This is a genomic window from Mycolicibacter senuensis (assembly GCF_002101885.1).
GTDB classification, from domain to species: domain Bacteria; phylum Actinomycetota; class Actinomycetes; order Mycobacteriales; family Mycobacteriaceae; genus Mycobacterium; species Mycobacterium senuense.
In genome coordinates, this window is the sequence record NZ_LQPS01000039.1 from 237,257 (window position 1) to 260,889 (window position 23,633).

At 69.1% G+C, this 23,633-nt stretch carries 22 protein-coding genes, 1 tRNA gene and 1 pseudogene; 12 read left to right on the forward strand and 12 right to left on the reverse strand.

The window, feature by feature from the left end; translation table 11 throughout:
* Positions 1-2: 2 nt before the first annotated feature.
* The gene (locus tag AWC24_RS13335) at positions 3-1,208 is read right to left on the reverse strand and encodes a DUF7847 domain-containing protein (RefSeq protein WP_109560466.1); all 1,206 of its coding nucleotides are present in this window, start codon (positions 1,206-1,208) and stop codon (positions 3-5) included.
* Between the two features lie 28 nt (positions 1,209-1,236).
* Here AWC24_RS13335 and AWC24_RS13340 point away from each other — a divergent pair, with 28 nt between their 5' ends.
* The 3 genes from AWC24_RS13340 to AWC24_RS13350 all read left to right on the forward strand — a co-directional run bounded on the left by AWC24_RS13340 (position 1,237) and on the right by AWC24_RS13350 (position 4,227).
* Positions 1,237-1,701, forward strand: coding sequence for a GatB/YqeY domain-containing protein (locus AWC24_RS13340; RefSeq protein WP_085085592.1), 465 nt, complete (start codon positions 1,237-1,239; stop codon positions 1,699-1,701).
* 6 nt (positions 1,702-1,707) lie between these two features.
* Positions 1,708-3,507 (forward strand): glycoside hydrolase family 15 protein, encoded by a 1,800-nt coding sequence (locus AWC24_RS13345; protein ID WP_085085594.1) that lies wholly within the window; start codon positions 1,708-1,710, stop codon positions 3,505-3,507.
* 90 nt (positions 3,508-3,597) lie between these two features.
* Entirely contained in the window at positions 3,598-4,227 is a 630-nt protein-coding gene (locus AWC24_RS13350; protein WP_085085596.1) for a S1 family peptidase, read from the forward strand.
* 982 nt (positions 4,228-5,209) lie between these two features.
* On the opposite strand, the gene AWC24_RS13360 is transcribed toward AWC24_RS13350, so the two are convergent.
* The 4 genes from AWC24_RS13360 to ponA2 form a co-directional block, all read right to left on the reverse strand.
* A tRNA-Pro gene (locus AWC24_RS13360) sits at positions 5,210-5,283 on the reverse strand.
* 286 nt (positions 5,284-5,569) lie between these two features.
* Positions 5,570-6,676: an L-cysteine desulfhydrase Cds1 gene (cds1, locus tag AWC24_RS13365; RefSeq protein WP_085085600.1), complete on the reverse strand. Its 1,107-nt coding sequence runs from the start codon at positions 6,674-6,676 to the stop codon at positions 5,570-5,572.
* Positions 6,673-7,638: a metallophosphoesterase gene (locus AWC24_RS13370; RefSeq protein WP_085085602.1), complete on the reverse strand. Its 966-nt coding sequence runs from the start codon at positions 7,636-7,638 to the stop codon at positions 6,673-6,675. Before AWC24_RS13370 ends, cds1 begins: the two co-directional genes overlap by 4 nt.
* A gap of 38 nt (positions 7,639-7,676) precedes the next feature.
* Positions 7,677-10,103 carry a transglycosylase/D,D-transpeptidase PonA2 gene (gene ponA2, locus AWC24_RS13375; RefSeq protein WP_085085604.1) on the reverse strand — a complete coding sequence of 809 codons (2,427 nt, stop codon included), beginning with the start codon at positions 10,101-10,103 and terminating at the stop codon, positions 7,677-7,679.
* Between the two features lie 353 nt (positions 10,104-10,456).
* On the opposite strand from ponA2, the gene AWC24_RS13380 reads away from it, so the two are divergent.
* A complete protein-coding gene (locus AWC24_RS13380) occupies positions 10,457-10,819 on the forward strand; it encodes a WhiB family transcriptional regulator (protein ID WP_085085606.1) in 363 nt (120 codons plus the stop codon).
* Positions 10,820-10,853: 34 nt separating this feature from the next.
* Here AWC24_RS13380 and bagB read toward each other — a convergent pair whose 3' ends face one another.
* On the reverse strand, positions 10,854-12,005 hold the full coding sequence (bagB, locus tag AWC24_RS13385) for an ATPase BagB (protein ID WP_085085608.1): 1,152 nt from the start codon (positions 12,003-12,005) through the stop codon (positions 10,854-10,856).
* Positions 12,002-13,045, reverse strand: coding sequence for an ATPase BagA (gene bagA, locus AWC24_RS13390; protein ID WP_085085759.1), 1,044 nt, complete (start codon positions 13,043-13,045; stop codon positions 12,002-12,004). Before bagA ends, bagB begins: the two co-directional genes overlap by 4 nt.
* Positions 13,046-13,095: 50 nt before the next feature.
* On the opposite strand from bagA, the gene sp36 reads away from it, so the two are divergent.
* Genes sp36 through AWC24_RS13400 form a run of 3 tightly spaced genes read left to right on the forward strand, consistent with a single transcriptional unit; the run spans position 13,096 to position 14,503 of the window.
* Entirely contained in the window at positions 13,096-13,257 is a 162-nt protein-coding gene (gene sp36 / locus AWC24_RS21870) for a Sp36 family protein (RefSeq protein ID WP_109560444.1), read from the forward strand.
* Complete coding sequence (locus tag AWC24_RS13395) at positions 13,254-13,721, forward strand: RidA family protein (protein ID WP_085085610.1); 468 nt, start codon at positions 13,254-13,256, stop codon at positions 13,719-13,721. The genes sp36 and AWC24_RS13395 overlap by 4 nt, the downstream gene beginning before the upstream one ends.
* Before the next feature lie 2 nt (positions 13,722-13,723).
* Positions 13,724-14,503 carry an MBL fold metallo-hydrolase gene (locus AWC24_RS13400; protein WP_085085612.1) on the forward strand — a complete coding sequence of 260 codons (780 nt, stop codon included), beginning with the start codon at positions 13,724-13,726 and terminating at the stop codon, positions 14,501-14,503.
* Between the two features lie 93 nt (positions 14,504-14,596).
* Here AWC24_RS13400 and crp read toward each other — a convergent pair whose 3' ends face one another.
* Positions 14,597-15,271, reverse strand: a complete 675-nt coding sequence (crp, locus tag AWC24_RS13405) for a cAMP-activated global transcriptional regulator CRP (RefSeq protein WP_013830875.1) — start codon at positions 15,269-15,271, stop codon at positions 14,597-14,599.
* A 106-nt stretch (positions 15,272-15,377) separates the two neighbouring features.
* A complete protein-coding gene (locus AWC24_RS22520; RefSeq protein ID WP_165757743.1) occupies positions 15,378-15,518 on the reverse strand; it encodes a hypothetical protein in 141 nt (46 codons plus the stop codon).
* Positions 15,519-15,659: 141 nt separating this feature from the next.
* Between AWC24_RS22520 and nth the strand changes: the two genes are divergently transcribed.
* The 4 genes from nth (at position 15,660) to marP (ending at position 18,960) form a co-directional block, all read left to right on the forward strand.
* Positions 15,660-16,340: an endonuclease III gene (gene nth, locus AWC24_RS13410; protein ID WP_407663455.1), complete on the forward strand. Its 681-nt coding sequence runs from the start codon at positions 15,660-15,662 to the stop codon at positions 16,338-16,340.
* 22 nt (positions 16,341-16,362) lie between these two features.
* Entirely contained in the window at positions 16,363-16,980 is a 618-nt protein-coding gene (locus AWC24_RS13415; RefSeq protein WP_085085761.1) for a TlpA family protein disulfide reductase, read from the forward strand.
* 106 nt (positions 16,981-17,086) lie between these two features.
* Entirely contained in the window at positions 17,087-17,770 is a 684-nt protein-coding gene (locus tag AWC24_RS13420; protein ID WP_234807374.1) for an NUDIX hydrolase, read from the forward strand.
* On the forward strand, positions 17,767-18,960 hold the full coding sequence (gene marP / locus AWC24_RS13425; RefSeq protein WP_085085618.1) for an acid resistance serine protease MarP: 1,194 nt from the start codon (positions 17,767-17,769) through the stop codon (positions 18,958-18,960). Before AWC24_RS13420 ends, marP begins: the two co-directional genes overlap by 4 nt.
* 27 nt (positions 18,961-18,987) lie before the next feature.
* Here the strand turns inward: marP and AWC24_RS13430 are convergent, their stop codons facing one another.
* A complete protein-coding gene (locus tag AWC24_RS13430; RefSeq protein ID WP_085085620.1) occupies positions 18,988-19,950 on the reverse strand; it encodes an alpha/beta fold hydrolase in 963 nt (320 codons plus the stop codon).
* Entirely contained in the window at positions 19,950-20,516 is a 567-nt protein-coding gene (locus AWC24_RS13435; RefSeq protein WP_085085622.1) for a phage holin family protein, read from the reverse strand. Before AWC24_RS13435 ends, AWC24_RS13430 begins: the two co-directional genes overlap by 1 nt.
* Before the next feature lie 154 nt (positions 20,517-20,670).
* Between AWC24_RS13435 and AWC24_RS13440 the strand changes: the two genes are divergently transcribed.
* Complete coding sequence (locus AWC24_RS13440; protein WP_085085763.1) at positions 20,671-21,387, forward strand: chymotrypsin family serine protease; 717 nt, start codon at positions 20,671-20,673, stop codon at positions 21,385-21,387.
* A 33-nt stretch (positions 21,388-21,420) separates the two neighbouring features.
* Here AWC24_RS13440 and acs read toward each other — a convergent pair.
* Positions 21,421-23,460 (reverse strand): annotated as a pseudogene (gene acs / locus AWC24_RS13445) (acetate--CoA ligase); the annotation flags it as partial.
* Positions 23,461-23,633 lie beyond the last annotated feature (173 nt).

Below are 23,633 nucleotides of genomic sequence, written 5' to 3' on the forward strand. Positions count from 1 at the left end.
CCTCACCCCGGCGGCCGGGTCAGCCACAGCTGGTCGGCCGGCCCGGCGGCATGGGGCCCGCTCGGCACGCCGGTGCGCAGCACCAGGTCGAACGCTTCGGAACGGATGCGGCGATCGGTGTACAGCAGCACCGCCACGCCGGCGGTGAAGGGCAGCACGATGATCTGGCCGATCGTCGCGCCTATCCGGGAGAATACGTCCAGCTGCGCCGACGTGGTCAAGGCGTCGGCGCCGTGGGTGACGGCCATCCCGATGATGTTGAACGGAAACGCCACCGCGCTGCTGACCAGCGAAGCGATCAGCGCGGTCAGGATCAGGATGCCCAGCACCCGCCAGAAACTGTTGCGCACCAGCGTGAACGACCGGCGCATCGCCTCGAACACCGGTTGGCGTTCCAGCACGATCACCGTCGGCGCGAACACCAGCACGGCGTAGCCGTAACCCAGCGCCGCGATCACTGCCAGCGCCAGCGGCAGCCCGACCAGCACCGCGGCGCCGGGCCCTCCGGCTCCGCCGGCCATCACGATGATGAACACGGCGAATCCGCACAGTACCGCCGCTGCCAGGCCGACCAGGGCGGTCAGGCCGATCAGCGCCGCAAAGCGGGTGCGGACGATGGCCCAGGCTTCCCCGACGGTGATCGGTGAGCCGAACACCGAACGTCCGACGACGGCGGTCAGCATGCCGGTGAGCACGATGGTGCCCAGCGCTGTCACGAGTCCCGCGCCGGCGAACGCGACCAGCCACGCCACCACGTCACCGCCGGAGATATCGCCGGCGGTCGACCCGCGATGCTCCGGCGCGACCGCCTTCAGCAGGCCGAACAGCGCGATCCCGCTGATGATCTGGGTGGCCACCACGACGATCGCGGTCAGCCCGAGCACCACGGCCGGGTTGGCCCGGACGTAGCCGACCGCGCCGTTGTAGATGTCGGTCAGGCTGAGCGGGCGCAGCGGGATCACGCCCGGTTTGAGTTCGGGCTGCGGATATCCCGGTGGTGGCGGCCCGTAGCCCGGTGTGCCGTAGCCGGGTGGTGGGCCATAGCCCGGTGGTGGTGGGCCGTAACCCGGCGGTGGGCCGTAGCCGGGTGGTGGGCCGTAGCCGGGTGCTGGGCCATAGCCCGGTGGTGGTGGGCCGTAACCCGGCGGTGGGCCGTACCCGGGCGGGGGAAAGCCAGGGCCCGGGTATCCGGGCGGCGGCGGATTCACCATGTGGCTGAGCGTAGCGTTATGCGGCATGGCGGAACTCAAATCCCGGTTGCGGGCGGACCTGACCGAAGCGATGAAGGCGCAGGACAAGCTGCGTACCGCAACCTTGCGGATGCTGCTTGCCGCGATCCAGTCCGAAGAGGTCTCCGGCAAGCAAGCCCGCGAGTTGACCGACGACGACGTGCTCAAGGTGCTGACCCGCGAGGCCCGCAAGCGGGCGGAGTCCGCCGCCATCTACACCGAGAACGGGCGCGGTGAACTCGCCGCCGAGGAACACGCCGAGGCCCGGATCATCGCCGAGTACCTGCCCGAGCCGCTCAACGAGGCCGAACTGGCCGACGTCGTCGACACCGCACTGGCGCAGGTGGCCGAACAGATCGGGGAGCGGCCGCACATGAAGCACATGGGTCTGGTGATGAAGGCAGCCACCGCGATCGCGGCGGGCAAGGCCGACGGTTCCCGGCTGTCGGCCGCGGTGAAGGAACGCCTCTAGTAGCCGATGGCATCAGCGCTGATCGAGGACTACGCACTGCTCGGTGACCTGCACACCGCGGCGTTGCTGGGCCGCGACGGCGGCATCGACTGGCTGTGCCTGCCCCGGTTCGACTCCCCGGCCTGTTTTGCGGCGCTGCTGCATGACGAATCCGCCGGCTACTGGCGCATCGCCCCGGCCGGCGGCGGCCCGGCCACCCGGCGCGGCTATCGCGGCGACACGCTGATCGTCGACAGCGAATGGGACACCCCGGGGGGCACGGTGCGGGTCACCGACTTCATGCCGCCGCGCGGGAAGAGCGCCGATGTCGTCCGGATCGTCGAAGGGGTGTCCGGGCGGGTGCCGATGCGCATGGACCTGGTGATCCGGTTCGACTACGGCAACGTGGTGCCCTGGATGCGCCGCAGCGACGACGGGCTGATCGCGGTGGCGGGTCCGGACACCGTTTGTCTGTCCAGTCCGGTCGGAATGCGTGGCGAGAACATGACCACCGTCGCGGAGTTCGAGGTGTCCGCCGGCGAGCAGGTGCCGTTCGTGCTGACCCACACCCCGTCGCACCTGCTGCCGGATACCGTGCGGTCCGAGGCCGTGCGGGCACTGGGCAAAACCGAGTCGTTCTGGCAGAACTGGATCGACCAGTGCTCCTACCGTGGCCGGTGGGCCGACGCGGTGCGCCGCGCGGTGATCACCCTCAAGGCGCTCACCTACGCCCCGACCGGCGGGATCGTCGCGGCAGCCACCACATCGCTTCCGGAATGCATTGGCGGCGTGCGAAATTGGGATTACCGGTACTGCTGGCTGCGTGACGCCACCTTCACCCTGCAAGCGCTGCTGGGCACCGGCTACATCGCCGAAGCCAAAGCGTGGCGGGAATGGCTGGTGCGCGCCGTGGCCGGCGATCCGGCCAAGCTGCAGATCATGTACGGCCTGGACGGCACTCGCCGGCTGCCCGAGCAGATGCTGGATTGGCTGTCGGGATACGAGGGTTCGACGCCGGTGCGGACCGGCAACGAGGCCGCGGGCCAGTTCCAGCTCGACGTGTGGGGTGAGGTGCTCGACGGGCTGAACCTGGCGCTGGACTCCGGCCTGGAGTGCGAGGACACCGCCTGGGACATCCAGCGCGCGCTGCTGGACTTCCTCGAAGGCCACTGGGACTCTCCCGACGCCAGCCTGTGGGAAGTCCGTGGCCCACAACGCCATTTCGTGCACTCCAAGGTGATGGCGTGGGCCGGGGTCGACCGCGCGGTGCACGCGGTGCAGAACCACGGACGCGAAGGCCCGGTCGACCGGTGGCGGGCACTGGCGAGTGCGATTCACGCCGACGTCTGCGAGCACGGCTTCGACACCGAGCGTGGCACGTTCACCCAGTACTACGGTTCGGCGGGACTGGATTCGGCGCTGCTGCTGATCCCCCGGGTGGGATTCCTGCCGTGGGATGACCCGCGGGTGGTGGGAACCGTCGAGGCGGTCCAGCGGGAGTTGTCCAGCGACGGATTCCTGCGGCGTTACGACACCTCCGAGGGATCCGTCGACGGACTGCCCGGCACCGAGGGGGCGTTTCTGGTGTGCACGTTCTGGCTCGCCGACGCGCTGCACGGCATCGGCCGGCGCGACGAGGCGCGGGCGCTGTTCGAGCGACTGCTGGGCCTGCGCAACGACGTCGGCTTGCTCAGCGAGGAGTACGACACCGAATCCGGGCGCCAGGTTGGCAATACGCCGCAGGCGTTCTCGATGGTGGGGCTGGTCAACACCGCGCGGGGGCTCAGCGGGGAGTCGACGCGCACCAAGCTGGGCGCGAATGGTTGAACCGGCCGGAAAAAGGTGATGGCCCGTGATTCCGGTCTCGGGCGGTCAACCCCGGGCTAACATCACCGGGTGGTCCCGGGGTTGCGTGACATGTGGAAGCCGAGCCTGCTCACGGCCGCGCTCGCGGCGGTCGGCGTGGCGTTCGCCGACACGGCGCCCGCCAATCCGACGGCCGGCATGGAAGTGGGCAACGACAACAGCGTCTGCACTGCCGGCTTCGCCGCCCAGAACCGTCACGGCGACTACTTCATGTTCACCAGCGGGCACTGCGATTCCGGCGACGGCTCGGAATGGACTGACGCCGCGGCCGCGCCACTGGGCCCGATCTTCGCCAGCGAGAACAACGGCGACGACCGCGACGCGGCCATCATCCGGCTGCGCCCGGGAACGCCCCCGCCCAACGGTGGCGTCGACGGCCGCTACCCCATCCGGGATGTGTTGAGTCCCGGCCAGATCCACGTCGGCATGCCGTTCTGCAAGGTGGGTTCGCGGACCGGGGAGACGTGCGGGGCCGTGACCGAGGTCGCCGGCAACCTGGTGGTGACGAATCTGTACAGCAGCGAGGGCGACAGCGGCAGCCCGGGTTTCGTGACGAACCCCGACGGCACCATCAGCGCCGCGGGAATACTGACGGGCGGCCCCGAGGGCGACGACAACACCACCTATTTCGTGATGATCGAGCCGATATTGCGTGAGTGGCGGCTGCAGATCCTGAAGTGAGTGCTCGTGGCGGGTTGTCGTTGCGGTAGGTGACGGTCAGAGCATGGCCACACCCGACCAGTCATCCGAGTCTTTGATTTCAGCGATGAAGTGGGCGCGGATCCCCGCCAGTCCGATACGAGCAACGCTGCCCGGCTGGAACCTATTCGACTCAGCCACCGGTGAAACCGGTTACGCGCGCTTATGGTGGACGGGTTGACACCCTTATCAGTGCTCAGCTGACAACAGAAATGAGACGGCAATGAGCCGATTGCTGCGGCGCCGAGCCACCATGTTCGCCGTTGTCGCGACATCAGTATCGCTGACCGGACTCGCGTCACCCGCTGTCAGCGGGGCCTATCCCGTCGATGGCTGTGGCTACGGCATGTACTTCAACACCGAGACAAATCAATGCGAGCCCGGGGGCATCGACCCGCATCCGTTCATCGGACCCGCTGGACCCGCCGGCGTCGGCGTTGGCGGTCCCGTGGGACCTGGCGGTGTTGTTGGCCCGGCCGGCCCTGGCCCGGTCGGCCCTGGACCGGTCGGCGCCGGCCCAGGCGGACCCGGTCGGCGCTAGGCACCGCCACCCGTCGCTGCGTTTCCTGCGGCATGACCGGCGGGCCGAGGCAGAAAACTGCAACAACATGAGTCGCGGTGGCGGTGTGTGGTTCCAGTTGCCGCCGACGTGAACCTACGTACCCGGCGGGGGTATCCCGTGCTCGTCGACCCACTCTTTTGCGTTGTCCAGGACGCGGGTTCGCTGGCGATAAATCCAGACCCATGAAGGAGTCTCCCTTTCAAACCGTGAATCGGCGCAACCACGAGGACGTATGCCCGTATTCGGAAGCGTTGAAGCACCGCCGGCTGAGATCCATGGCGGCCTGGCCGCAAGCGCGGGCACGGGCGGGAATGGGACGCGCGTCGTTTGCCCGCGTTGCCCGCGAGCAGCGGCAAAAAACCCGCCCCTCCTGTTCGGCCAGGTGAGAGCGGGTTTCTACTGTCGGGGTGGCGGGATTCGAACCCACGACCTCTTCGTCCCGAACGAAGCACGCTACCAAGCTGCGCCACACCCCGTGTGAAGCCACGACAGCGTATCGCACCGCCCCGGTAGCTACCCAAACGCACTGCCCAGAAGCCGATTGCGGGACACAGGTCACTCCGCCGACGCAGCATGAAACGCCCCACAATCCGGCGCGGGAAGCTGCAAACGCCGCCAAAACTAGGCAGACTGGCTAATAACTAACGCTGTGCAAGGGAGTCAGATTATGACGCTGTTGGGCGGGGCGGTGTATGCGGGGTTCTTCACGCTGGCTGCGCTGTGGCTGGTGGCCACCAACCCCGACAACGCCGACGAACAGACTCACTCGAACGCGAAGCGGCAGGACCGCTCGAACTCCGACAGCACCGCCGCGGCCCCCGTCGGGTCCAGTCCCTGCTGTGCCAGCCAATCGTCGCTGAAGTAGGTGTCGGCGTAGCGGTCGCCGCTGTCGGCCAGCAAGGTCACGACCGATCCGCTGCGCCCGTCGGCGACCATCTCCGACAGCAACCCGAACGCACCCCAGACGTTGGTCCCGGTGGAGGCACCCACCCGCCGGCCCAGGACCGCGCTGACATGACGCGCCGCGGCCACCGAGGCCGCGTCCGGGACCGCGACCATCCGATCCACCACATCCGGCAGGAACGACGGCTCCACCCGCGGCCGCCCGATGCCCTCGATACGCGACGACTCCTCGATCTCCAGGTCATACCGGCACTGCTCGTAGGCCGGGTAGAACGCCGAATGCTCCGGGTCGACCACGCAGAGCCGGGTGGCGTGGCGGCGATACCGGATGTAGCGCCCGATCGTCGCACTGGTGCCGCCGGTACCGGCCCCGACCACGATCCAGTCCGGGATCGGGTGCGCCTCCTCGCGCATCTGCTGAAAGATCGACTCGGCGATGTTGTTGTTGCCGCGCCAGTCGGTGGCCCGTTCGGCGTTGGTGAACTGATCAAGGTAGTGCCCGCCGGTGTCGGCGGCGATCCGCTCCGCTTCGGCGTACACGTCAGCCGGATGTGCCACGAAATGGCAGCGCCCGCCCTGCGTCTCGATCAGTGCCACCTTCGATGCGCTGGTCGAGGCCGGCATCACCGCGACGAACGGCAGGCCCAGCAGGGCCGCGAAGTAGGCCTCGGACACCGCCGTCGACCCCGAGGACGCCTCCACCACCGTGGTGCCCTCGGCGATCCGGCCGTTGCACAATCCGTACAAGAACAGCGAGCGCGCCAGCCGATGCTTGAGGCTGCCGGTGATGTGGGTGGTTTCGTCCTTGAGATACAGCGCCACGTCAACGTCGGCGGCCCACGCCGACGGCAGCGGGTAGCGCAGTAGGTGGGTGTCGGCGCTGCGCCGGGCGTCGGCCTCGATCAGCTGGATCGCGTTGTCGGCCCAGCGGCGTGGATGGCCGTGGTCGGCAACCCGCCCGGTCAACGAGCCGACACGGACGGCTCCCAGGAGCCGCGAGTGAGCCGCGAGTCATCGCCGCCGGTGGGCGCGGGCACCAGGGTCAGCAGGGTTGCCTCCGGGCGGCACGCGAAGCGCACCGGCGCGAACGGTGAGGTGCCGATACCGGCCGAGACGTGCAGGCGCAGGTGGGCACCCCACTGCGACGGTCCCTTGGCACGCGAGCGGTCCAGGCCGCAGTTGGTCACCAGCGCGCCGTAGAACGGCAGGCACAACTGCCCGCCATGGGTGTGGCCGGCCATCACCAGTTGGTAGCCGTCGGCGGCGAAGCGGTCCAGCACCCGCGGCTCCGGCGAGTGGGTGAGCCCCAGCCGCAGCGTGGCGGTCGGGTCGGCCGGGCCGGCGATGGTGTCGTAGCGGTCCCGTTCGATGTGCGGGTCGTCGACACCGGCCGCGGCGATCCGCTGCCCGGCCACGTCGAACTCCCGACGGTTGTGGGTCAGGTCCAGCCAGCCCCGCTCGGTGAACGCCGCCCGCAGGTCCTGCCACGGCAGCGGAGTGCCGTAGACGCGATGCGTCGGCTTGGTCAGGTACTTCGCCGGGTTCTTCAGCCGCGGCCCGAAGTAGTCGTTGCTGCCGAAGACGAACACGCCGGGCACCGAGAGCAGGTCACCGAGCGCCTGCACCACCGCCGGCACCGCCTTCGGGTGGGCCAGGTTGTCGCCGGTGTTGACCACCAGGTCCGGTTCCAGCCGGACCAGCTCGCGCAACCACGCCTGCTTGCGGCGCTGGCCGGGCCGCATGTGGATGTCACTGATGTGCAGCACCCGCAGCGGTGACGAACCCGGCGCCAGCACCGGCATCGTCGCCTCGCGCAACACGAAGGCGTTGCGTTCGATGATCGCGCCGTAGCCGATGGCCAGGGCCGCCGGTCCGAGCGCAGCCGATGCGGCGACCAGGGAACGGGTCAGAGCGGGTGATGGAGCCATGCGTTTCAGAATACTGCGCCTCGACAGCGGCTCCGCGGTTACGGCGGCAACGGCTGCCCCGGCGCCGGCGGCGGCAGCAGCGGAATGGTGATCGGCGGCAACCCGGGAATCTCCACCACCGTCGAGCCCACCGGTGGCGGCAGGCCCTCCGGCGGCGGCGGAGGTGGCGGCGGGATGCCGTTGCTGACCTCGATGGTCACGATGGAGCCGGGAATGGTCTGTCCGCTCGGCGAGGTGCCCACCACGGCTCCGGAGCGGGCGCTGCTGTTGACCCAGTTCGGTTGTTCGGCGACCTGGAACCCGACTTCTTTGAGCCGCTGGCGTGCGGCGTCGACGTCCAGGCCGACGACGCTGGGCACCCGCGAGTTGGGGCCGCCGTCGACGTAGCGGGGATCGGTCGGCGGCATGACGACGTCACCGAAGTCGGTGGCGATCGGCTTCATCGCGGCGAACCAGGTCCGGGCCGGCTCGTTGCCGCCGTAGAGGTCGCCGTCCCCGCAGTGCCGCAGCGGGAACGAGCACAGGTCCGACGGTGAGCTGGAGTCGTCGAAGATGTAGTTGGCCGCCGCGTACTGGTTGGTGAAACCCAGAAAGCCCGACGACCGGTGCGCCTCGGTGGTTCCGGTCTTTCCGGCCATCGGCAGATCCCAGCCAACCGAACCCGCCGCCGGTGCTGCGGTGCCGCCGCCGGCGATGTCTTTGCTCAACGCGTTGGCCAGCGTGTTGGCCAGGCCTTCGGGAACCACCCGTTCACAGGTCTCGGTGGTGACGGCCATCTCGTTGCCGTCGCGGTCGAAGACCTTGTCGATCGGGTTCGGCGGGCACCAGACACCGCCGGAGGCCAGGGTGGCGGCGACATTGGACAGCTCCAGCGCGTTGACCTCGATCGGGCCCAGCGTGAACGACCCCAGGTTCTGCCGCTTGACGAAGTCGGCCAGGCTCTCGTTGCTGTCCGGGTCGTAGTCGCGGGCGGTACCGGGATCGGCGTAGGAACGCAGCCCCAGCTTGATCGCCATGTCGACGGCGCGCCCCACCCCGACCTGCGAGATCAGTTTGGCGAACGCGGTGTTGGGCGAGGTGGCCAGTGCGGTGGAGACGTTCATCGGCGACCGGTAGGGGGCGACGTTCACCACGCACCAGGTCTCCTTGGGGCAGCCCTTGGCGCCGCCGCTGCCCATGCCCTTGGTCTGGAACCGGCCCGGCACCTCGAGTTCGGCGCTGATTCCCATGCCCATCTCGAGTGCGGCGGCAACCGTGAACGTCTTGAAGATCGACCCGGCGCCGTCACCGACCAGTGAGAACGGCTGCGGGCGCATGGTTTCGCCGATGTCGCCGTTCAGTCCGTAGGTGCGGTTGCTGGCCATCGCCAGCACCGGATGCGCGTCGGGGCCGGGCTTGATCACGCTCATCACGCTGGCGATGCCCTGCACGTTCGGGTTGGCGAAACTGTCGATCGCCTGCTTGACCGAGCCCTGCACGTCCGGGTCCAGCGTGGTGTGGATGACGTAACCACCGCGGGCCACCTGCTCCTTGCTGATGCCGGCCCGCGCCAGGTACTCCTGCACGTAGTCGCAGAAGAACGCCCGGTCGCCGGCCGCGATGCAGCCTCGCGGCAACTCGTTGGGCTGCGGCAGGATGCCCAGCGGTTCTTCCTTGGCCGCGCGCAGCGCGTCGGCCTGGTCGGGAAGGTTCTCGATCATGGTGTCCAGCACCAGGTTCCGGCGTGTCAGCGCACCCTCGGGATTGGTGTAGGGGTTCAGCGCGCTGGTCGACTGCACCATCCCGGCCAGCATCGCCGACTGTTGCCAGTTCAGGTCCGCGGCGTCGACGCCGAAATAGGTCTGGGCGGCGTCCTGGATGCCGAAGGAGTTGTTGCCGAACGACACCAGGTTCAGGTAGCGGGTCAGGATCTGCGGTTTGGTAAAGGTGCGGTCCAGGGTGAGCGCCATCCGGATCTCGCGGAGCTTGCGCGCCGGGGTGGTCTCGATCGCGGCGCGCTTCTCGGCATCGGTCTGGGCCAGCACCAGCAGTTGGTAGTTCTTGATGTACTGCTGCTCGAGGGTGGACCCGCCACGGGTGTCGAGGTCGCCGGAGGCGTAGCCAGCCAGCCCGGTCAGCGTGCCCTTCCAATCGACGCCACTGTGCTCGGCGAACCGCTTGTCCTCGATGGAGACGATCGCCAGCTTCATGGTGTCGGCGATCTTGTCGCTGGGAACCTCGAACCGGCGCTGGGAGTACAACCAGGCGATCGTGTTGCCCTTGGCGTCGACCATCGTCGTCACCGCCGGCACGTCGCCGCCCACCAACTGGGCCGAGCCGTTGGCGACCACGTCGGAGGCGCGGTTGGACATCAGGCCGATACCCCCGGCGACCGGGAACAGCAGCGCCGCGAGCAGCACAGCGGCGAGCAAACAACACCCGGCCAGTTTGAGCACGGTTGGGCCGGTCGGGGGACGCTCCGACATGGCTAACACCCTAACGCCGGTGGCCGGGGGCGCTGACCGAAGTCCCCGGCAGACCCCGGCGGGCGGGGGCGAACGCCGGATCCGAGGCCTGTCTGCGCCGCCGGGAAAACGCCGGGCCCAGACCGGTCGTGGCGCCCGGTAACCGTGCAGATCATGATCGGACGGCACGGTTGTCCCAAAAAAGGGGGCATCTACCAGTTGCGCGAACCCCACCTGACCACCTAACTTGGACATCGGGTGCGATTCAGGTAACACTCATGACACGATGTGGCGTAGATCGCAATGGTGGTCGACGTTGATATCGAAGGTGCTGAATAGGTGGCTGCTGGGGCGGCCGGGACGGAGGATCGTCAGTGTCTCTTACACGGCCAGCGGTTCAAAAGACCAACCCACCGGCGACACCGGCGTCCCGAACGGTCCTGCGCGGCGTGCAGGACGAGAGCAGGATCGCCTGGGTCTCCAAGGCACTGTGTCGCAGCGCCGACCCCGATGAGCTCTTCGTACGCGGTGCGGCACAGCGCAAGGCCGCGGTGATCTGCCGGCACTGCCCGGTGGTGCTGGAATGCCTGGCCGACGCCCTGGACAACCGGGTCGAGTTCGGCGTGTGGGGCGGCATGACCGAGCGGCAACGGCGGGCGCTGCTCAAACAGCACCCCGAGGTGGCCTCCTGGCGCGACTACTTCGCCGCCCAGCGCAAACAGCGCGATGCTGGTTGAGGCCGGCTGAAACGCGGCTGAGTCTTCTTTGCGGCTACTTCGCCGTCAGTTGGTCGGCGATGGCGCTCAGTGCCTCCAGGTCGGAGACATCGAACGGTAGCGACGGCACCCCGACGATGGGAACCCGCGGGTTCGCCCGGGTGAAGCGCGACAGCAGCCGGACCTCACGCTTGGCGGTGGCACCACGTTCGGCGTGAATCCGCAGTGCCGCGGTGGCCAGCGCCTTCGCCCCGTCGGACACCGTCTCGCCCGGGGCTTCCTGCAGCGTTTCGATGCCGTCGATGGCGCGCTCGATGGGCAGCTCGCACAGCATCGGATGGGTCCGGTTGAGGACCAGCCCCGCCAGCGGCATGTGCTCGGTGGAGAGCCGGTCGACGAAGAACGACGCCTCACGCAGCGCGTCGGGCTCGGCAGCTGACACCACCACGAACTGGGTGCCACGGCGCTTGAGCAGGTCATAGGTGCGGTCGGCCTTCTCCCGGAATCCACCGAAGGTGGCGTCCAGGGACTGAACGAAATTGGCCGCATCGGAGAGCATCTGCGAACCGAGCACGGTTGACAGCGCCTTCATCGCCAAGCCGAGCGCACCCGCCACCAGCTTGCCGATGCCGCGCCCGGGCCCCAGCAACAGCTTCCACAGCCGGCTGTCCATGAAGCTGCCCAGCCGCTTCGGCGCGTCCAGGAAGTCCAGGGCGTTGCGGGACGGCGGGGTGTCGACCACCACCAGATCCCAGCGGTCCTCGGCGAGCAGCTGGCCGAGCTTCTCCATCGCCATGTACTCCTGCGTGCCGGACAGCGAGGTGGCGACCGTTTGGTAGAACTGGTTGCTCAGGATCGCCTCCGCCCGCTCATCGCCGGAGTACTGGACCACCATCTCGTCGAAGGTGCGGCGCATGTCCAGCATCATCGCGTGCAGCTCGCCGGGAACCTCCGGTCCCAGCGGCACCCGCTGCGGGGTGTTGCCCAGATCGTCGATGCCCAGCGCCTGCGCCAGCCGCCGGGCCGGGTCGATGGTCAGCACCACCACGGTGCGGCCGTATTCGGCGGCACGCAGTGCCATCGCGGCGGCGGTGGTGGTCTTGCCGACGCCGCCGGCGCCGCAGCACACCACCACCCGGTTGGCGGTGTCGGCCAGGATGGCGGCCATGTCCAGCGCCGCCGGCTTGCCGGTCGTATCCGGTGTCATCGGACCCCCTGTCGGCCGAGAATCTCGGAGAGCTCATAAAGGCTGCCGAGGTCGACCCCGTCGGTGATCGTCGGCAGGTGCAGCCGCGGCACGTCCAGCTGCTCCAGCTGCTCGGCCGTCTCGGTCCGGGCGCTGATGCGGGTGGCGTGCTGGATGGTCTCGGTCAGCAGGCCGGCGAAGTCGTCGTCGGTCAGCGTGATGCCGGCCGCGGTCAGGCCGGCGCGGACCGCGTCGGCGTCGACGACGCCCTCGGCGGCCTTGGTCAGGTCGTCGGGATCCAGATGTGCGGGGATGTCGCGGTTGACGATCACGCTGCCGATCGGCAAATCCAGCTCCCGCAGCTCGTCGATCGCCTCGAGGGTCTCCTGCATCGGCAAGGCCTCCAGCAGCGTCACCAGGTGGATCGCGGTCGCATCGGAGTGCAGCAGCTGCACCACGCCGTCGGCCTGCGAGTGCACCGGGCCGCCCTTGGCCAGCTGTGACACCGCCTTGGTGACGTCGAGGAACCGGGCGATCCGGCCGGTCGGCGGCGCGTCCACCACGATCGCGTCGTAGACCGGCTTCTTGTTCTTGTCGGTCTGGATCACGTGGTACTTGATCTTGCCGGTGAGGATGACGTCGCGCAGGCCCGGGGCGATGGTGGTGGCGAACTCGACCGCCCCGACGCGCTTCATGGCCCGGCCGGCGATGCCCAGGTTGTAGAACAGGTCGAGGTATTCCAGGAACGCGGCCTCGATGTCCATCGCCAGCGCATCGACCTGTCCGCCATCTTCGGCGGTCGCGACCTTGAGCGGGTCGATCGGCAGCGGTGGCACGTCGAAGAGTTGCGCGATCCCTTGGCGCTCTTCGACTTCCACCAGCAGTACCCGGCGCCCACCGGCCGCCAGCGCCAGCGCCAGCGCGGCGGCCACCGTCGACTTGCCGGTACCGCCCTTACCGGTCACGAAATGTAGCCGTGCCTTCGTCAATCGCGAAGGCCAGCCGATGGGACTCGTGCCTGTCGACGCGTGCGCGCCGTCCTTCCCCGGTGTGGCTGTCACCACTGCATGCTAACCAAGCGCTTGTCCGGGCTAGCGATAAGCTCGCTGCTATGAGCGAACGCACCGTGTGGGAGTACGCCACCGTCCCGCTGATCACGCACGCCACCAAGCAGATTCTCGACCAGTGGGGCGAGGACGGCTGGGAGCTGGTCTCGGTGCTCCCCGGGCCGTCGGGTGAACAGCTCATCGCCTTCCTGAAGCGCCCGAAATGAGCTGGCGGGCGCGGCTGACCGAACTCGGGATCGAGCTGCCCGAGACCGCGGCACCGTTGGCGGCCTACGTTCCGGCGGTGCGGACCGGCGACCTGGTCTACACCTCCGGTCAACTGCCGATGGCCGCGGGCAAGCTGACCCGCAGCGGCAAGGTCGGCGCCGAGGTCAGCCCGGAGGACGGGCACGCGCTGGCCCGGATCTGTGCGCTCAACGCGCTGGCCGCCGTCGACGCCCTCGTCGGACTCGACGCGGTGACCCGGGTGGTCAAGGTGGTCGGGTTCGTGGCGTCGGCGCCGAACTTCAACGGCCAGCCCGGCGTGGTCAACGGGGCCTCCGAGTTGCTCGGCGAGGTGTTCGGGGAGGCCGGTGCGCATGCCCGCTCGGCCGTCGGGGTCTCGGAGTTGCCGCTGAATGCGCCCGTCGAAGTCGAGTTGATCGTCGAGATCAGGTCAGCAATCGGATAAGCGTGTCGCTGAGTCATCCCGCCTACGGTCGGCTGCGACCGGTCACCGAGACCGCGTCGGTGCTGCTGGCCGACAACCCCGGCCTGATGACCTTGGAGGGCACCAACACCTGGGTGCTGCGGGGGCCGCGCAGCGATGAGGTGGTGATCGTCGACCCCGGCCCGGACGACGACGAGCACATCGGCCGGCTCGCCGAGCTGGGCAAGGTCGCGCTGGTACTGATCAGCCACCGGCACTTCGACCACACCGACGGCATCGACAAGCTGGCCGACTCGCTCGGGGTGCCGGTGTACTCGGCGGGCAGCGGATTCCAGCGCCGGCTCGGCGGCGGCTTGGTCGACGGCCAGGTGATCGATGCCGCGGGTCTGCGGATCACGGTGTTCGCCACTCCCGGGCACACCGCGGACTCGCTGTCGTTCGTGCTGGACGATGCCGTGCTGACCGCCGACACCGTGCTGGGCCGGGGCACCACCGTCATCGACACCGAAGACGGCGACCTGGCGCACTACCTGGACTCCCTGCACCGGCTGCGCGGCCTGGGCGGGCGCACGGTGCTGCCCGGGCACGGGCCGGAGCTGCCGAACATCGACGCGGTGGCCGCCGGATATCTCGCGCACCGCGAGCAGCGACTCGATCAGGTGCGTTCGGCGCTGACCGCACTGGGCGAGGACGCCACCACACGCCAGGTCGTCGAACACGTCTACACCGACGTCGACGAGGAGTTGTGGGACGCCGCCGAATGGTCGGTGCAGGCCCAGCTGGACTACCTGCGGGCGCTATAGCGTCGAAGCTGTAGTTAACGCGAAGAAGTGCGAGTAGGCGCCACGCCAACTACAGCCTCGCGAGCGGGAGGTACCCCCAGCCTCGCGAGAAAGCTAGCGGGCTCGGCGAGCCAGCCGCTCGGAGTCGGAGATCAGCACGCTCTTGCCCTCCAGCCGGATCCAGCCGCGGTGGGCGAAGTCGGCCAGCGCCTTGTTCACCGTCTCGCGCGAGGCCCCCACCAGCTGGGCGATCTCCTCCTGGGTCAGGTCGTGGGTGACCCGCAGCGCCCCGCCCTCCTGGGTGCCGAACCGCTGCGCCAGCTGCAGCAGCTGCTTGGCGACTCGGCCGGGCACGTCGGTGAAGATCAGGTCGGCGAGGTTGTTGTTGGTGCGGCGCAGCCGGCGGGCCAGCACCCGCAGCAGCTGCTCGGCGATCTCGGGACGGTCGGAGATCCACGACCGCAGTGCGTCGCGGTCCATCGAGACGGCCCGCACCTCGGTGATGGTGGTCGCGCTGGAGGTCCGCGGGCCGGGGTCGAAGATCGACAACTCCCCGAACATGTCCGACGGCCCCATGATGGTCAGCAGGTTCTCCCGGCCGTCGGGCGACCGCCGGCCGATCTTCACTTTCCCGGAGACGATGATGTACAGCCGATCGCCGGGCTCCCCTTCGGCGAACACGGTGTGTCCGCGCGGAAAGTCCACGGGCTGAAGCTGCTTGGTCAGCGCGGCGACGGCGCTGGGCTCAACTCCCTGGAAGATTCCGGCCCTCGCCAGGATCTCGTCCACGTTGCCCCTTAGATGTTCTTGAATGAAGGTTTGAAACGCGCAAACGCCAGCCTTTACCGGGCCAGCCATCTGAGTCTAGAGCCAGGAGTCAAGCGTTGGGCCAACGCTACACACGATTGGCCTGCCGAGTCCGGGGAAACTGCGGATTCGTCGCCTCGACCTCGCCCAACCCGGTCTCAATGCGCTCCAGCCCGACCGCTGCCAGCATCAGCAACGCGGGTATGGCGGTGATCAGCAGCCAGGACACAACGTGACAGTAAACCTGGGCAAGGTCTCATTGCGGTCACAAATTAGTACCCTGTCGGAGGTGACAGTGGACAGGACATCCCCAACCGCCCGCACGGCGCGGACGGAGACCCGGATCGGGCTGGTGCGGCGTGCCCGCCGAATGAATCGGACTCTGGCGCAGGCATTTCCGGATGCCCACTGCGAGTTGGACTTCACCACGCCGCTGGAGCTGGCCGTGGCGACGGTGCTGTCGGCCCAATGCACCGACGTGCGGGTGAACCTCACGACGCCGGCGCTGTTCGCCCGCTACCCGGCCGCGCTGGACTACGCACAGGCCGACCGGGCCGAGTTGGAGGAACTGATCCGGCCCACCGGCTTCTACCGCAACAAGACCACGTCGCTGATCAAGCTGGGGCAGGCGCTGGTCGAACGCTACGACGGCGAACTGCCGGCCACGATGGACGATCTGGTGCGGCTGCCCGGGGTGGGCCGCAAGACCGCCAACGTGATCCTGGGAAATGCGTTCGGGATACCGGGCATCACCGTCGACACGCACTTCGGTCGCCTGGTGCGGCGCTGGGGCTGGACCGCCGAGGAGGATCCGGTCAAGGTCGAGCACGCGGTCGGCGAACTGATCGAACGCAAGGAATGGACGCTGCTGTCCCACCGGGTGATCTTCCACGGCCGCCGCGTCTGTCATTCCCGCAAACCGGCCTGCGGGGTGTGCGTGCTGGCCAAGGACTGCCCCTCGTTCGGGCTGGGACCCACCGACCGGCTGGAGGCCGCCGCGCTGGTCAAAGGTCCCGAGACCGAGCACCTGCTGGCCCTGGCCGGGCTGTAGCGGCCAGGCGCGGATGCGGCCGATGAGCAGGTCGACCTGGTGGACCCTGGCGGTGGCGGCGGTGGCGGCCGCATTGGTCGCCGCACTGCTGATCGAGCTGCGCCGTGAACCGGTGCGGCCGGACCGCGGCATGCCCGCGCCCGCGGTGGCGCAAGACCTCACCGTCCTGCGGGAGCGCGCCGGCCTGCCGCCGTGCCGGGATGCAGCCGAAGGGACCGGCCCCGCGGCGCTGCGCGGCGTCACGGTGGAATGCGCGGCCGACGGTGCGCCCGTCGACGTGGCCGCCATGTTCGCCGGCCACCGGGTGGTGCTGAACCTGTGGGCCTACTGGTGCCGGCCGTGCCGCGACGAGTTGCCCGCCTTCGCCGAATACCAGCGCCGCGCCGGACCGGACGTCACCGTGGTGACGGTGCACCAAGACGACAACCAGGCCGCCGGGTTGGCGTTGCTGACCGAGCTGGGCGTGCGGCTGCCCACGCTGCAGGACGGCCGGCGCCAGGTGGCGGCGGCGTTGCGGGTGCCCAACGTGATGCCCGCGACCGTGGTGCTCGCCGTGGACGGTAGCGTTGCCCGCATCCTGCCGCAGTCCTTCGCCACTGCCGATGAGATCGCCGCCGCCGTCGGGGGCAGTGGGCGTTGAGGTGCGGCGATCGGGATCGGGCACAGAGGGAGACGCGGTGAACGCTGGCGATTCCCGGTCTCCGGCCCCGCCCTGGCTGCGCCCGCTGATCGACAAGACCGACGAGATGCCCAACGCCTACCAACGCCGGCTGCCCGCCGACATCCGCAGCATGGTCACCGCGGCCGACGCTGCGGCCGACATCACCGGGCACGGGCGCGATGCGGCGGTGCTGGTGCTGTTCTCCGGTCCGCCGGCGGAGCGGCCGGGCGACCTACCGGAATCGGCTGACCTGCTGGTCACGGTGCGGGCCTCGACGCTGCGCCACCACGCCGGCCAGGCCGCGTTCCCGGGCGGGGCCGTCGATCCCGGCGATTCCGGGCCGGTGGCCACCGCGCTGCGAGAGGCCAACGAGGAGACCGGGATCGACCCGCACCGGGTGCACCCGCTGGCGGTGCTGCAGAAGGTCTTCATCGCGCCCTCGGGGTTCCAGGTGGTGCCGGTGCTGGCCTACTCGGAGGATCCCGGGCCCGTCAGCGTCATGGATCCGGCCGAGACCGCGGTGGTGGCACGGGTTCCGGTCCGGGCGTTCATCAACCCCGAGAACCGGTTGATGGTTTACCGTGATGCGCGCAGCCGGCGGTGGGCCATGCCGGCGTTTCGGCTCAACGAGATGCTGGTCTGGGGGTTCACCGCCCAGGTGATCTCGGCGATGTTGGACGTGGCCGGCTGGGCGCAACCCTGGGACGAGACCGAGGTGCGCGGGCTGGACGAGGCGATGGCCCTGGTTGGAGGAGAAGGCGGGATATGACGTCGTCGCAGTGGCTCGACATCGCCGTGCTGGCGATCGCCTTCGTTGCCGCAGTGTCGGGCTGGCGCTCCGGCGCGCTCGGCTCGCTGCTGTCCTTCGTCGGCGTGGCGCTCGGCGCGATGGCCGGGGTGCTGCTGGCCCCGCACCTGATCGAGCACGTCGCCGGTGCCCGGCTCAAGCTGTTCGCCGCGCTGTTCCTGATCCTGGCGATGGTCGTCATCGGTGAGGTCGCCGGCGTGGTGCTGGGCCGGGCGGTGCGCGGAGCGATCCGCAGCCCCGGCGTCCGGGGACTGGACTCCGTCGTCGGCGTGGTGCTGCAACTGGTCGTGGTGCTGATCGCCGCCTGGCTGCTGGCCACCCCGCTCACCGCGTCCGATCAGCCGAGCCTGGCCGCCGCGGTCAACGACTCGCGAGTACTGCGCCAGGTCGACGACCTGGCGCCGGGCTGGCTCAAGAACGTGCCGCGACGGTTGTCGGCGGTGCTCGACGACTCCGGGCTGCCCGCCGTACTGGAACCGTTCAACCGCACCCCGATCGCCGCGGTGGACGCGCCGGATCCCGGGTTGGCGGCCAGCCCGGTGGTCGAGGCGACCGCGCCGAGTGTGCTGCGGATCCGCGGCGTGGCACCCAACTGCCAGAAAGTGTTGGAGGGCACCGGTTTTGTGATCTCGCCCAACCGGGTGATGACGAACGCGCACGTGGTGGCCGGGTCGGACAGTGTGTCGGTGGAGAGCGGCACCAAGTCCTACGACGCCACGGTGATCTCCTTCGACCCCAAGGAAGACATCTCGATTCTGGCGGTGCCGGACCTGCCGTTGCCGCCGTTGCCGTTCGCGCCGTCGCCGGCCGAGCCCGACACCGATGCGCTGGTGCTGGGCTATCCCGGCGGTGGGGTCTTTGAGGCCACCCCGGCCCGGGTCCGCGACACGATCAACCTCGAGGGCCCCGACATCTACCGCACCGCCACCGTCACCCGCCGGGTCTACACGATCAGAGGCACTGTGCAACAAGGCAATTCCGGTGGCCCCATGATCGACATGGAGGGCCGGGTGCTCGGCGTGGTGTTCGGTGCGGCGGTTGACGACGCCGACACCGGGTTCGTGATGACCGCCGAGGAGGTGTCGAACCAGCTAGCCCGGATCGGCGACACCGAACCGGTGTCGACCCAGACCTGCGTCGGCGGCGAGTGAGTCACGTCGGATCGCCGCCCGGCGCGGCTAGCTCGACGACAGGAACCGCATCAGCTGCTCGTTGACCTCATCGGGCGCTTCCTCATGGGCGAAATGCCCTACGCCGGGCAGGGATACGTACCGGCCATGGGGTGCGTAACGCCGGGTCTTGGCCACCGGATCCGCCAGCACGTAGGGGTCGTCGTCGCCGCGCAGGTGCAGAAGCGGGATGTTCAGCGTCCGAAGATCGAGCGCCTTCATGAACCGCCGGCCCTCGGAACGGAGCTGGCTGCGTACCGCCCAGCGCTGGTACTCCAGCGCGGAATGCGCCGCCGCCGGGATCTGGATCGCGGTGCGCAGGTGACCGATGGTTTCCGAGAAATCTTCGCTGGCCTGCCAATTCGCGCCGGCCCTACTGCGCACCAGGCGTTCGATCTCGGCGCCGTCGTGGCGGGTCAGGGTGCGCTCCGGCCAGAACGGCAGCTGGTAGCGCAGCAACCACGGCAGCAGTGCCCGGCCCTGATCGGCACGGGTCAGCGCCGAGTTGCGCAGCGCCGCCGGATGCGGCGAGCTGACCACGGCGATAGCGCGCACCAATCGCGGGTGCAGCAGCGCGGTCGCCCAGCACACCAGTCCGCCGTCGGCGTGGCCGACCAGCGTCGCCGACGAGTGCCCCAGAGCGCGGATGAGTCCGGCGGTGTCGCCGGCCAGGGTCCAGCCGTCATAGCCGCGGGGCGGTTTGTCGCTTCCCCCGTAGCCGCGCAGGTCGACCGCGACGACCCGGACGCCGCTGAGCCCGCGCAACTGGTGACGCCAGGTCCACCAGAACGAGCCGAAACCGTGCAGCAGCATCACCAGTGGGCGCGCCGTCGGCGGACTGTCGACCGCGGCGACCGCATCTTTGCCGGCCGGTGTCGCCTCGACGACATGAAAGCGGATGCCGTTGGCGTGGATGTCCTGATGGCGCCACGGCCCGTCGATGCGGGTGACCGACGGATCCGGTGGCGGCACTACCAGCCCGAGGGGTCGGTGGCCGGTTTGCCGTCGTTCGCCTTCAGCGACTGCGGACCCGAGGAGTGCAGGCGACCCGGATCGGGGCGCAGTGCCTCGCGCGTCTCCCGCACCGATTCGATGGTTTGACGCGGCCCCCGGATACGCCGGACCCGCAGGAAGCCGAACAACGCCAAGCCCGCGGCGAACGTCAGCATGACCCCGAACACGATCAGGTAGGCGGCCCAGTCCTGAAGCCAGATGTTGAGCACCTCGGCCAGGAAGAAGAAGAAAAAGAACGTGGAATAGAACAGCACGACCAGGGCCGCGATGAAGAACACGCTGCCGGTCAGGCCCTTCTTGACATCCCGGGTGATCTCGGCACGAGCAAGCTCGACCTCGGCGCGGACCAGTGTCGACATCTGCGCCGTCGCGTCCTTGACCAGCTCGCCCAGCGACGGGTCGGCGGGCAGCGCGTGTGGATCGGTCAACGGGATGGTCGCCAAGGTGTTGGGCACCCCGTTGCGGTCCGCCCTGGCGGATCTGTTCGAGGCGCGTGACGCCTTCCTGCGATCGGCCTTGCTCACTGGCTGTCCTCCCGTTCGCTGTCGTCGCCGCCTAATGTTGCCATGCGGTAGCAGCCCCGACGACCCCGGCAAAGCAGCGGCCGAAATGGGCAGGCCCCACGTTAAGCTGTTTTTATACCCACCGGGGGTGGAGCTGATCGACGGGAGAACCGCTGTGCAGATCGCACACCACTGGTTGCTGCGCACCATCGCGACGGTGCTGACGTTCGCGGCGTGCGCTGCGATGGCCGGCCTGGTCGCACCGGCCGCGCGGGTCGCCGCGGACAACAAGGTGGTGATGGGCGGCGGCGCCGGGCTCGTCGTCGACGGCGACACGATGTGCACGCTGACCTCGATCGGCCACGACAACACCGGTGCGCTGATCGGCTTCACCTCCGCGCACTGCGGTGGCCCGGGCGCCCAGGTCGCCGCCGAGGGATCGGAGTCCAACGGCACGATCGGCCTGATGGTGGCCGGAAACGACAACTTGGACTACGCGGTGATCGAGTTCGATCCGGAGAAGGTGACACCGGTGTCCAACTTCGGTGGCTTCGTCATCGGCGGCATCGGACCGGACCCGTCCTTCGGTCAGATCGCCTGCAAGCAGGGCCGCACCACGGGCAACTCCTGCGGCGTCACCTGGGGGCCGGGACAGGACCCGGGAACCATCGTCATGCAGGTGTGCGGTCGGCCGGGCGATTCCGGCGGCCCCGTCGTGGTGAACAACATGCTGGTCGGCATGATTCACGGCGCGTTCAGCGAGGCGCTGCCCACCTGCGTGGTCAAGTACATCCCGTTGCACACCCCGGCTGTCGTGGTGTCGATCAACGCCGTGCTGGGCGACATCAACGCCGACAACCGGCCCGGTGCGGGCTTCGTCCCGATCGGCTGATCAGACCGTCAGGCGATCGGCGGCTCGCCGCATTCAGTCGGCCGCCCGGATCGCGTCGAACACGCTGGGGTCCACCAGGGTTGAGGTGTCGCCGAGTTCGCGGCCGTCGGCGACGTCGCGCAGCAGTCGGCGCATGATCTTGCCGCTGCGGGTCTTCGGCAACTCCGGGACCACGTGGACCTTGTGCGGGCGCGCGATCGGCGAGATCTCCACCGTGACCCGCTCGCGCAGTTCGTCGACGATCGCGCCACCGGCCGCGCTGTGTGACGCCGCCAGCACCACGAACGCGCAGATCCGTTGCCCGGTCTGCTCATCGATCGCCCCGACCACGGCGGCTTCGGCCACCGCGGCGTGACCGACCAGCGCGGACTCCACCTCGGCGGTGGAGATCCGGTGCCCGGACACGTTCATCACGTCGTCGATCCGGCCGAGCACCCAGATGTCACCGTCGGCGTCATAGCGGGCACCGTCACCGGCGAAGTACCAGCCCTGCTCGGCGAACCGCGACCAGTAGGTCTCGATGAACCGTTGCTCGTCCCCCCAGATTCCGCGGGCCATCGCCGGCCACGGCGCATCGATCACCAGATATCCCGACACCGGCTCGCCGCCGGCATCGTTCGGCGACACCAGGTCACCGTGGTCGTCGACGATCCGCGCCGAGATCCCGGGCAGCGGGGTCATCGCAGCACCCGGTTTGGTCGCGGCCACCCCGGGCAGCGGGCAGATCATCGTCGCTCCGGTCTCGGTCTGCCACCAGGTGTCGACCACCGGCAGCGCGTCCGCGCCGATAACCCGCCGATACCAGCGCCAGGCCTCCGGATTGATCGGCTCACCGACCGACCCCAGCAGCCGCAGGCTGGACAGCCGGTGGGCGTCGGGAATGTCGCGCCCCCACTTCATGAACGTGCGGATCAGCGTCGGCGCGGTGTAATAGATTGTCACACCGTACTTCTCGATGATCTGGAAGTGCCGGTGCTGATCCGGGAAGTCCGGGGTGCCCTCGTAGATCACCTCGGTGGCGCCGTTGGCCAGCGGCCCGTACACCGCATAGGTGTGGCCGGTGACCCACCCGATGTCCGCGGTGCACCAGAACACGTCGGTGTCCGCCTTCAAGTCGAAAACGCAGTAGTGCGTGTAGGCGGCCTGGGTCAGGTAGCCGCCGCTGGTGTGCACGATGCCCTTCGGCTTGCCCGTGGTCCCCGAGGTGTAGAGCAAAAACAGCGGCTGCTCGGCCTCGAACGCCTCGGGGGAGTGCTCGGCGGCGGCCGAATCCACCACCTCGTGCCACCACAGGTCACGCCCTGGGGTCCACGACACCTGCCCACCGGTGCGCCGCACCACCAGCACGTGCTCGACCGACGCCGCGTCCTCGACGGCCGCGTCGACCGCCGGTTTGAGTGCGGCGGCCTGACCGCGGCGGTATTGGCCGTCGGAGGTGATGACCACCTTGGCCTGGGCGTCGTCGATGCGGGAACGCAGGGCGTGCGCGGAGTAGCCGGCGAACACCACGGTGTGCAACACCCCCAGCCGGGCACAGGCCAGCATGGCGATGATCGCCTCGGGGATCATCGGCAGATAGATGGCCACCCGGTCACCGGCGACCAAGCCGAGCCCGGTCAGCGCATTGGCCGCCCGGCTCACCTCGGCGAGCAACTCCGCATAGGTGATGCTGCGCGCGTCGCCGTGCTCATGCGCCGGTCCCAGCTTCGCCTCTCCTTCGTCGAGGCTCGCTGAACCGCCGTGCCCGTGCGCCGGTCCCAACTTCGCCTCTCCTTCGTCGAGGCTCGCTGAACCGCCGGCCGGTTCGCCCTCCCAGTGGATCGCCACTCGGTCGCCGTGGCCGCCCTCCACGTGGCGGTCCACGCAGTTGTAGGCGACGTTGAGCCTGCCGTCGGCGAACCAGCGGGCGAACGGCGCCCGCGAGTAGTCCAGCACCTCGGTGAACGGCGTCGCCCAGTGCAGCCGGTTGGCCTGCTCGGCCCAGAACGCGAGCCGATCCTGTTCGGCCGCACGGTAGGCCTCGGCGCCGGTGTTGGCGTGAGCGGTGAACTCGGGGGAGGGCGGGTACGACGACGGCGAGTCTGCGGGGGCGGTGTCAGGGTTCCGGCTCACGGTCAGCAGCCTAACCACCCCGGTTCCTGCGTCGGTCCCGGCTTCGCCTCACCTCCACCGGCCCGGGGGCCGGCTCCGGTGAGCCTCGCCGAACCGCCCCTGTTCCTGCGTCGGTCCCGGCTTCGCCTCACCTC

What these genes read in the sequence shown, in the direction of transcription:
- AWC24_RS13340 (WP_085085592.1), top strand. Translation starts at nt 1,237, where the DNA reads ATGGCGGAACTCAAATCCCGGTTGCGGGCGGACCTGACCGAAGCGATG.
- AWC24_RS13345 (WP_085085594.1), top strand. Translation starts at nt 1,708, where the DNA reads ATGGCATCAGCGCTGATCGAGGACTACGCACTGCTCGGTGACCTGCAC.
- AWC24_RS13350 (WP_085085596.1), top strand. Translation starts at nt 3,598, where the DNA reads ATGTGGAAGCCGAGCCTGCTCACGGCCGCGCTCGCGGCGGTCGGCGTG.
- AWC24_RS13370 (WP_085085602.1), bottom strand. Translation starts at nt 7,638, where the DNA reads ATGGCTCCATCACCCGCTCTGACCCGTTCCCTGGTCGCCGCATCGGCT.
- ponA2 (WP_085085604.1), bottom strand. Translation starts at nt 10,103, where the DNA reads ATGTCGGAGCGTCCCCCGACCGGCCCAACCGTGCTCAAACTGGCCGGG.
- bagB (WP_085085608.1), bottom strand. Translation starts at nt 12,005, where the DNA reads ATGACACCGGATACGACCGGCAAGCCGGCGGCGCTGGACATGGCCGCC.
- sp36 (WP_109560444.1), top strand. Translation starts at nt 13,096, where the DNA reads ATGAGCGAACGCACCGTGTGGGAGTACGCCACCGTCCCGCTGATCACG.
- AWC24_RS13395 (WP_085085610.1), top strand. Translation starts at nt 13,254, where the DNA reads ATGAGCTGGCGGGCGCGGCTGACCGAACTCGGGATCGAGCTGCCCGAG.
- nth (WP_407663455.1), top strand. Translation starts at nt 15,660, where the DNA reads ATGAATCGGACTCTGGCGCAGGCATTTCCGGATGCCCACTGCGAGTTG.
- AWC24_RS13415 (WP_085085761.1), top strand. Translation starts at nt 16,363, where the DNA reads ATGAGCAGGTCGACCTGGTGGACCCTGGCGGTGGCGGCGGTGGCGGCC.
- AWC24_RS13420 (WP_234807374.1), top strand. Translation starts at nt 17,087, where the DNA reads ATGCCCAACGCCTACCAACGCCGGCTGCCCGCCGACATCCGCAGCATG.
- marP (WP_085085618.1), top strand. Translation starts at nt 17,767, where the DNA reads ATGACGTCGTCGCAGTGGCTCGACATCGCCGTGCTGGCGATCGCCTTC.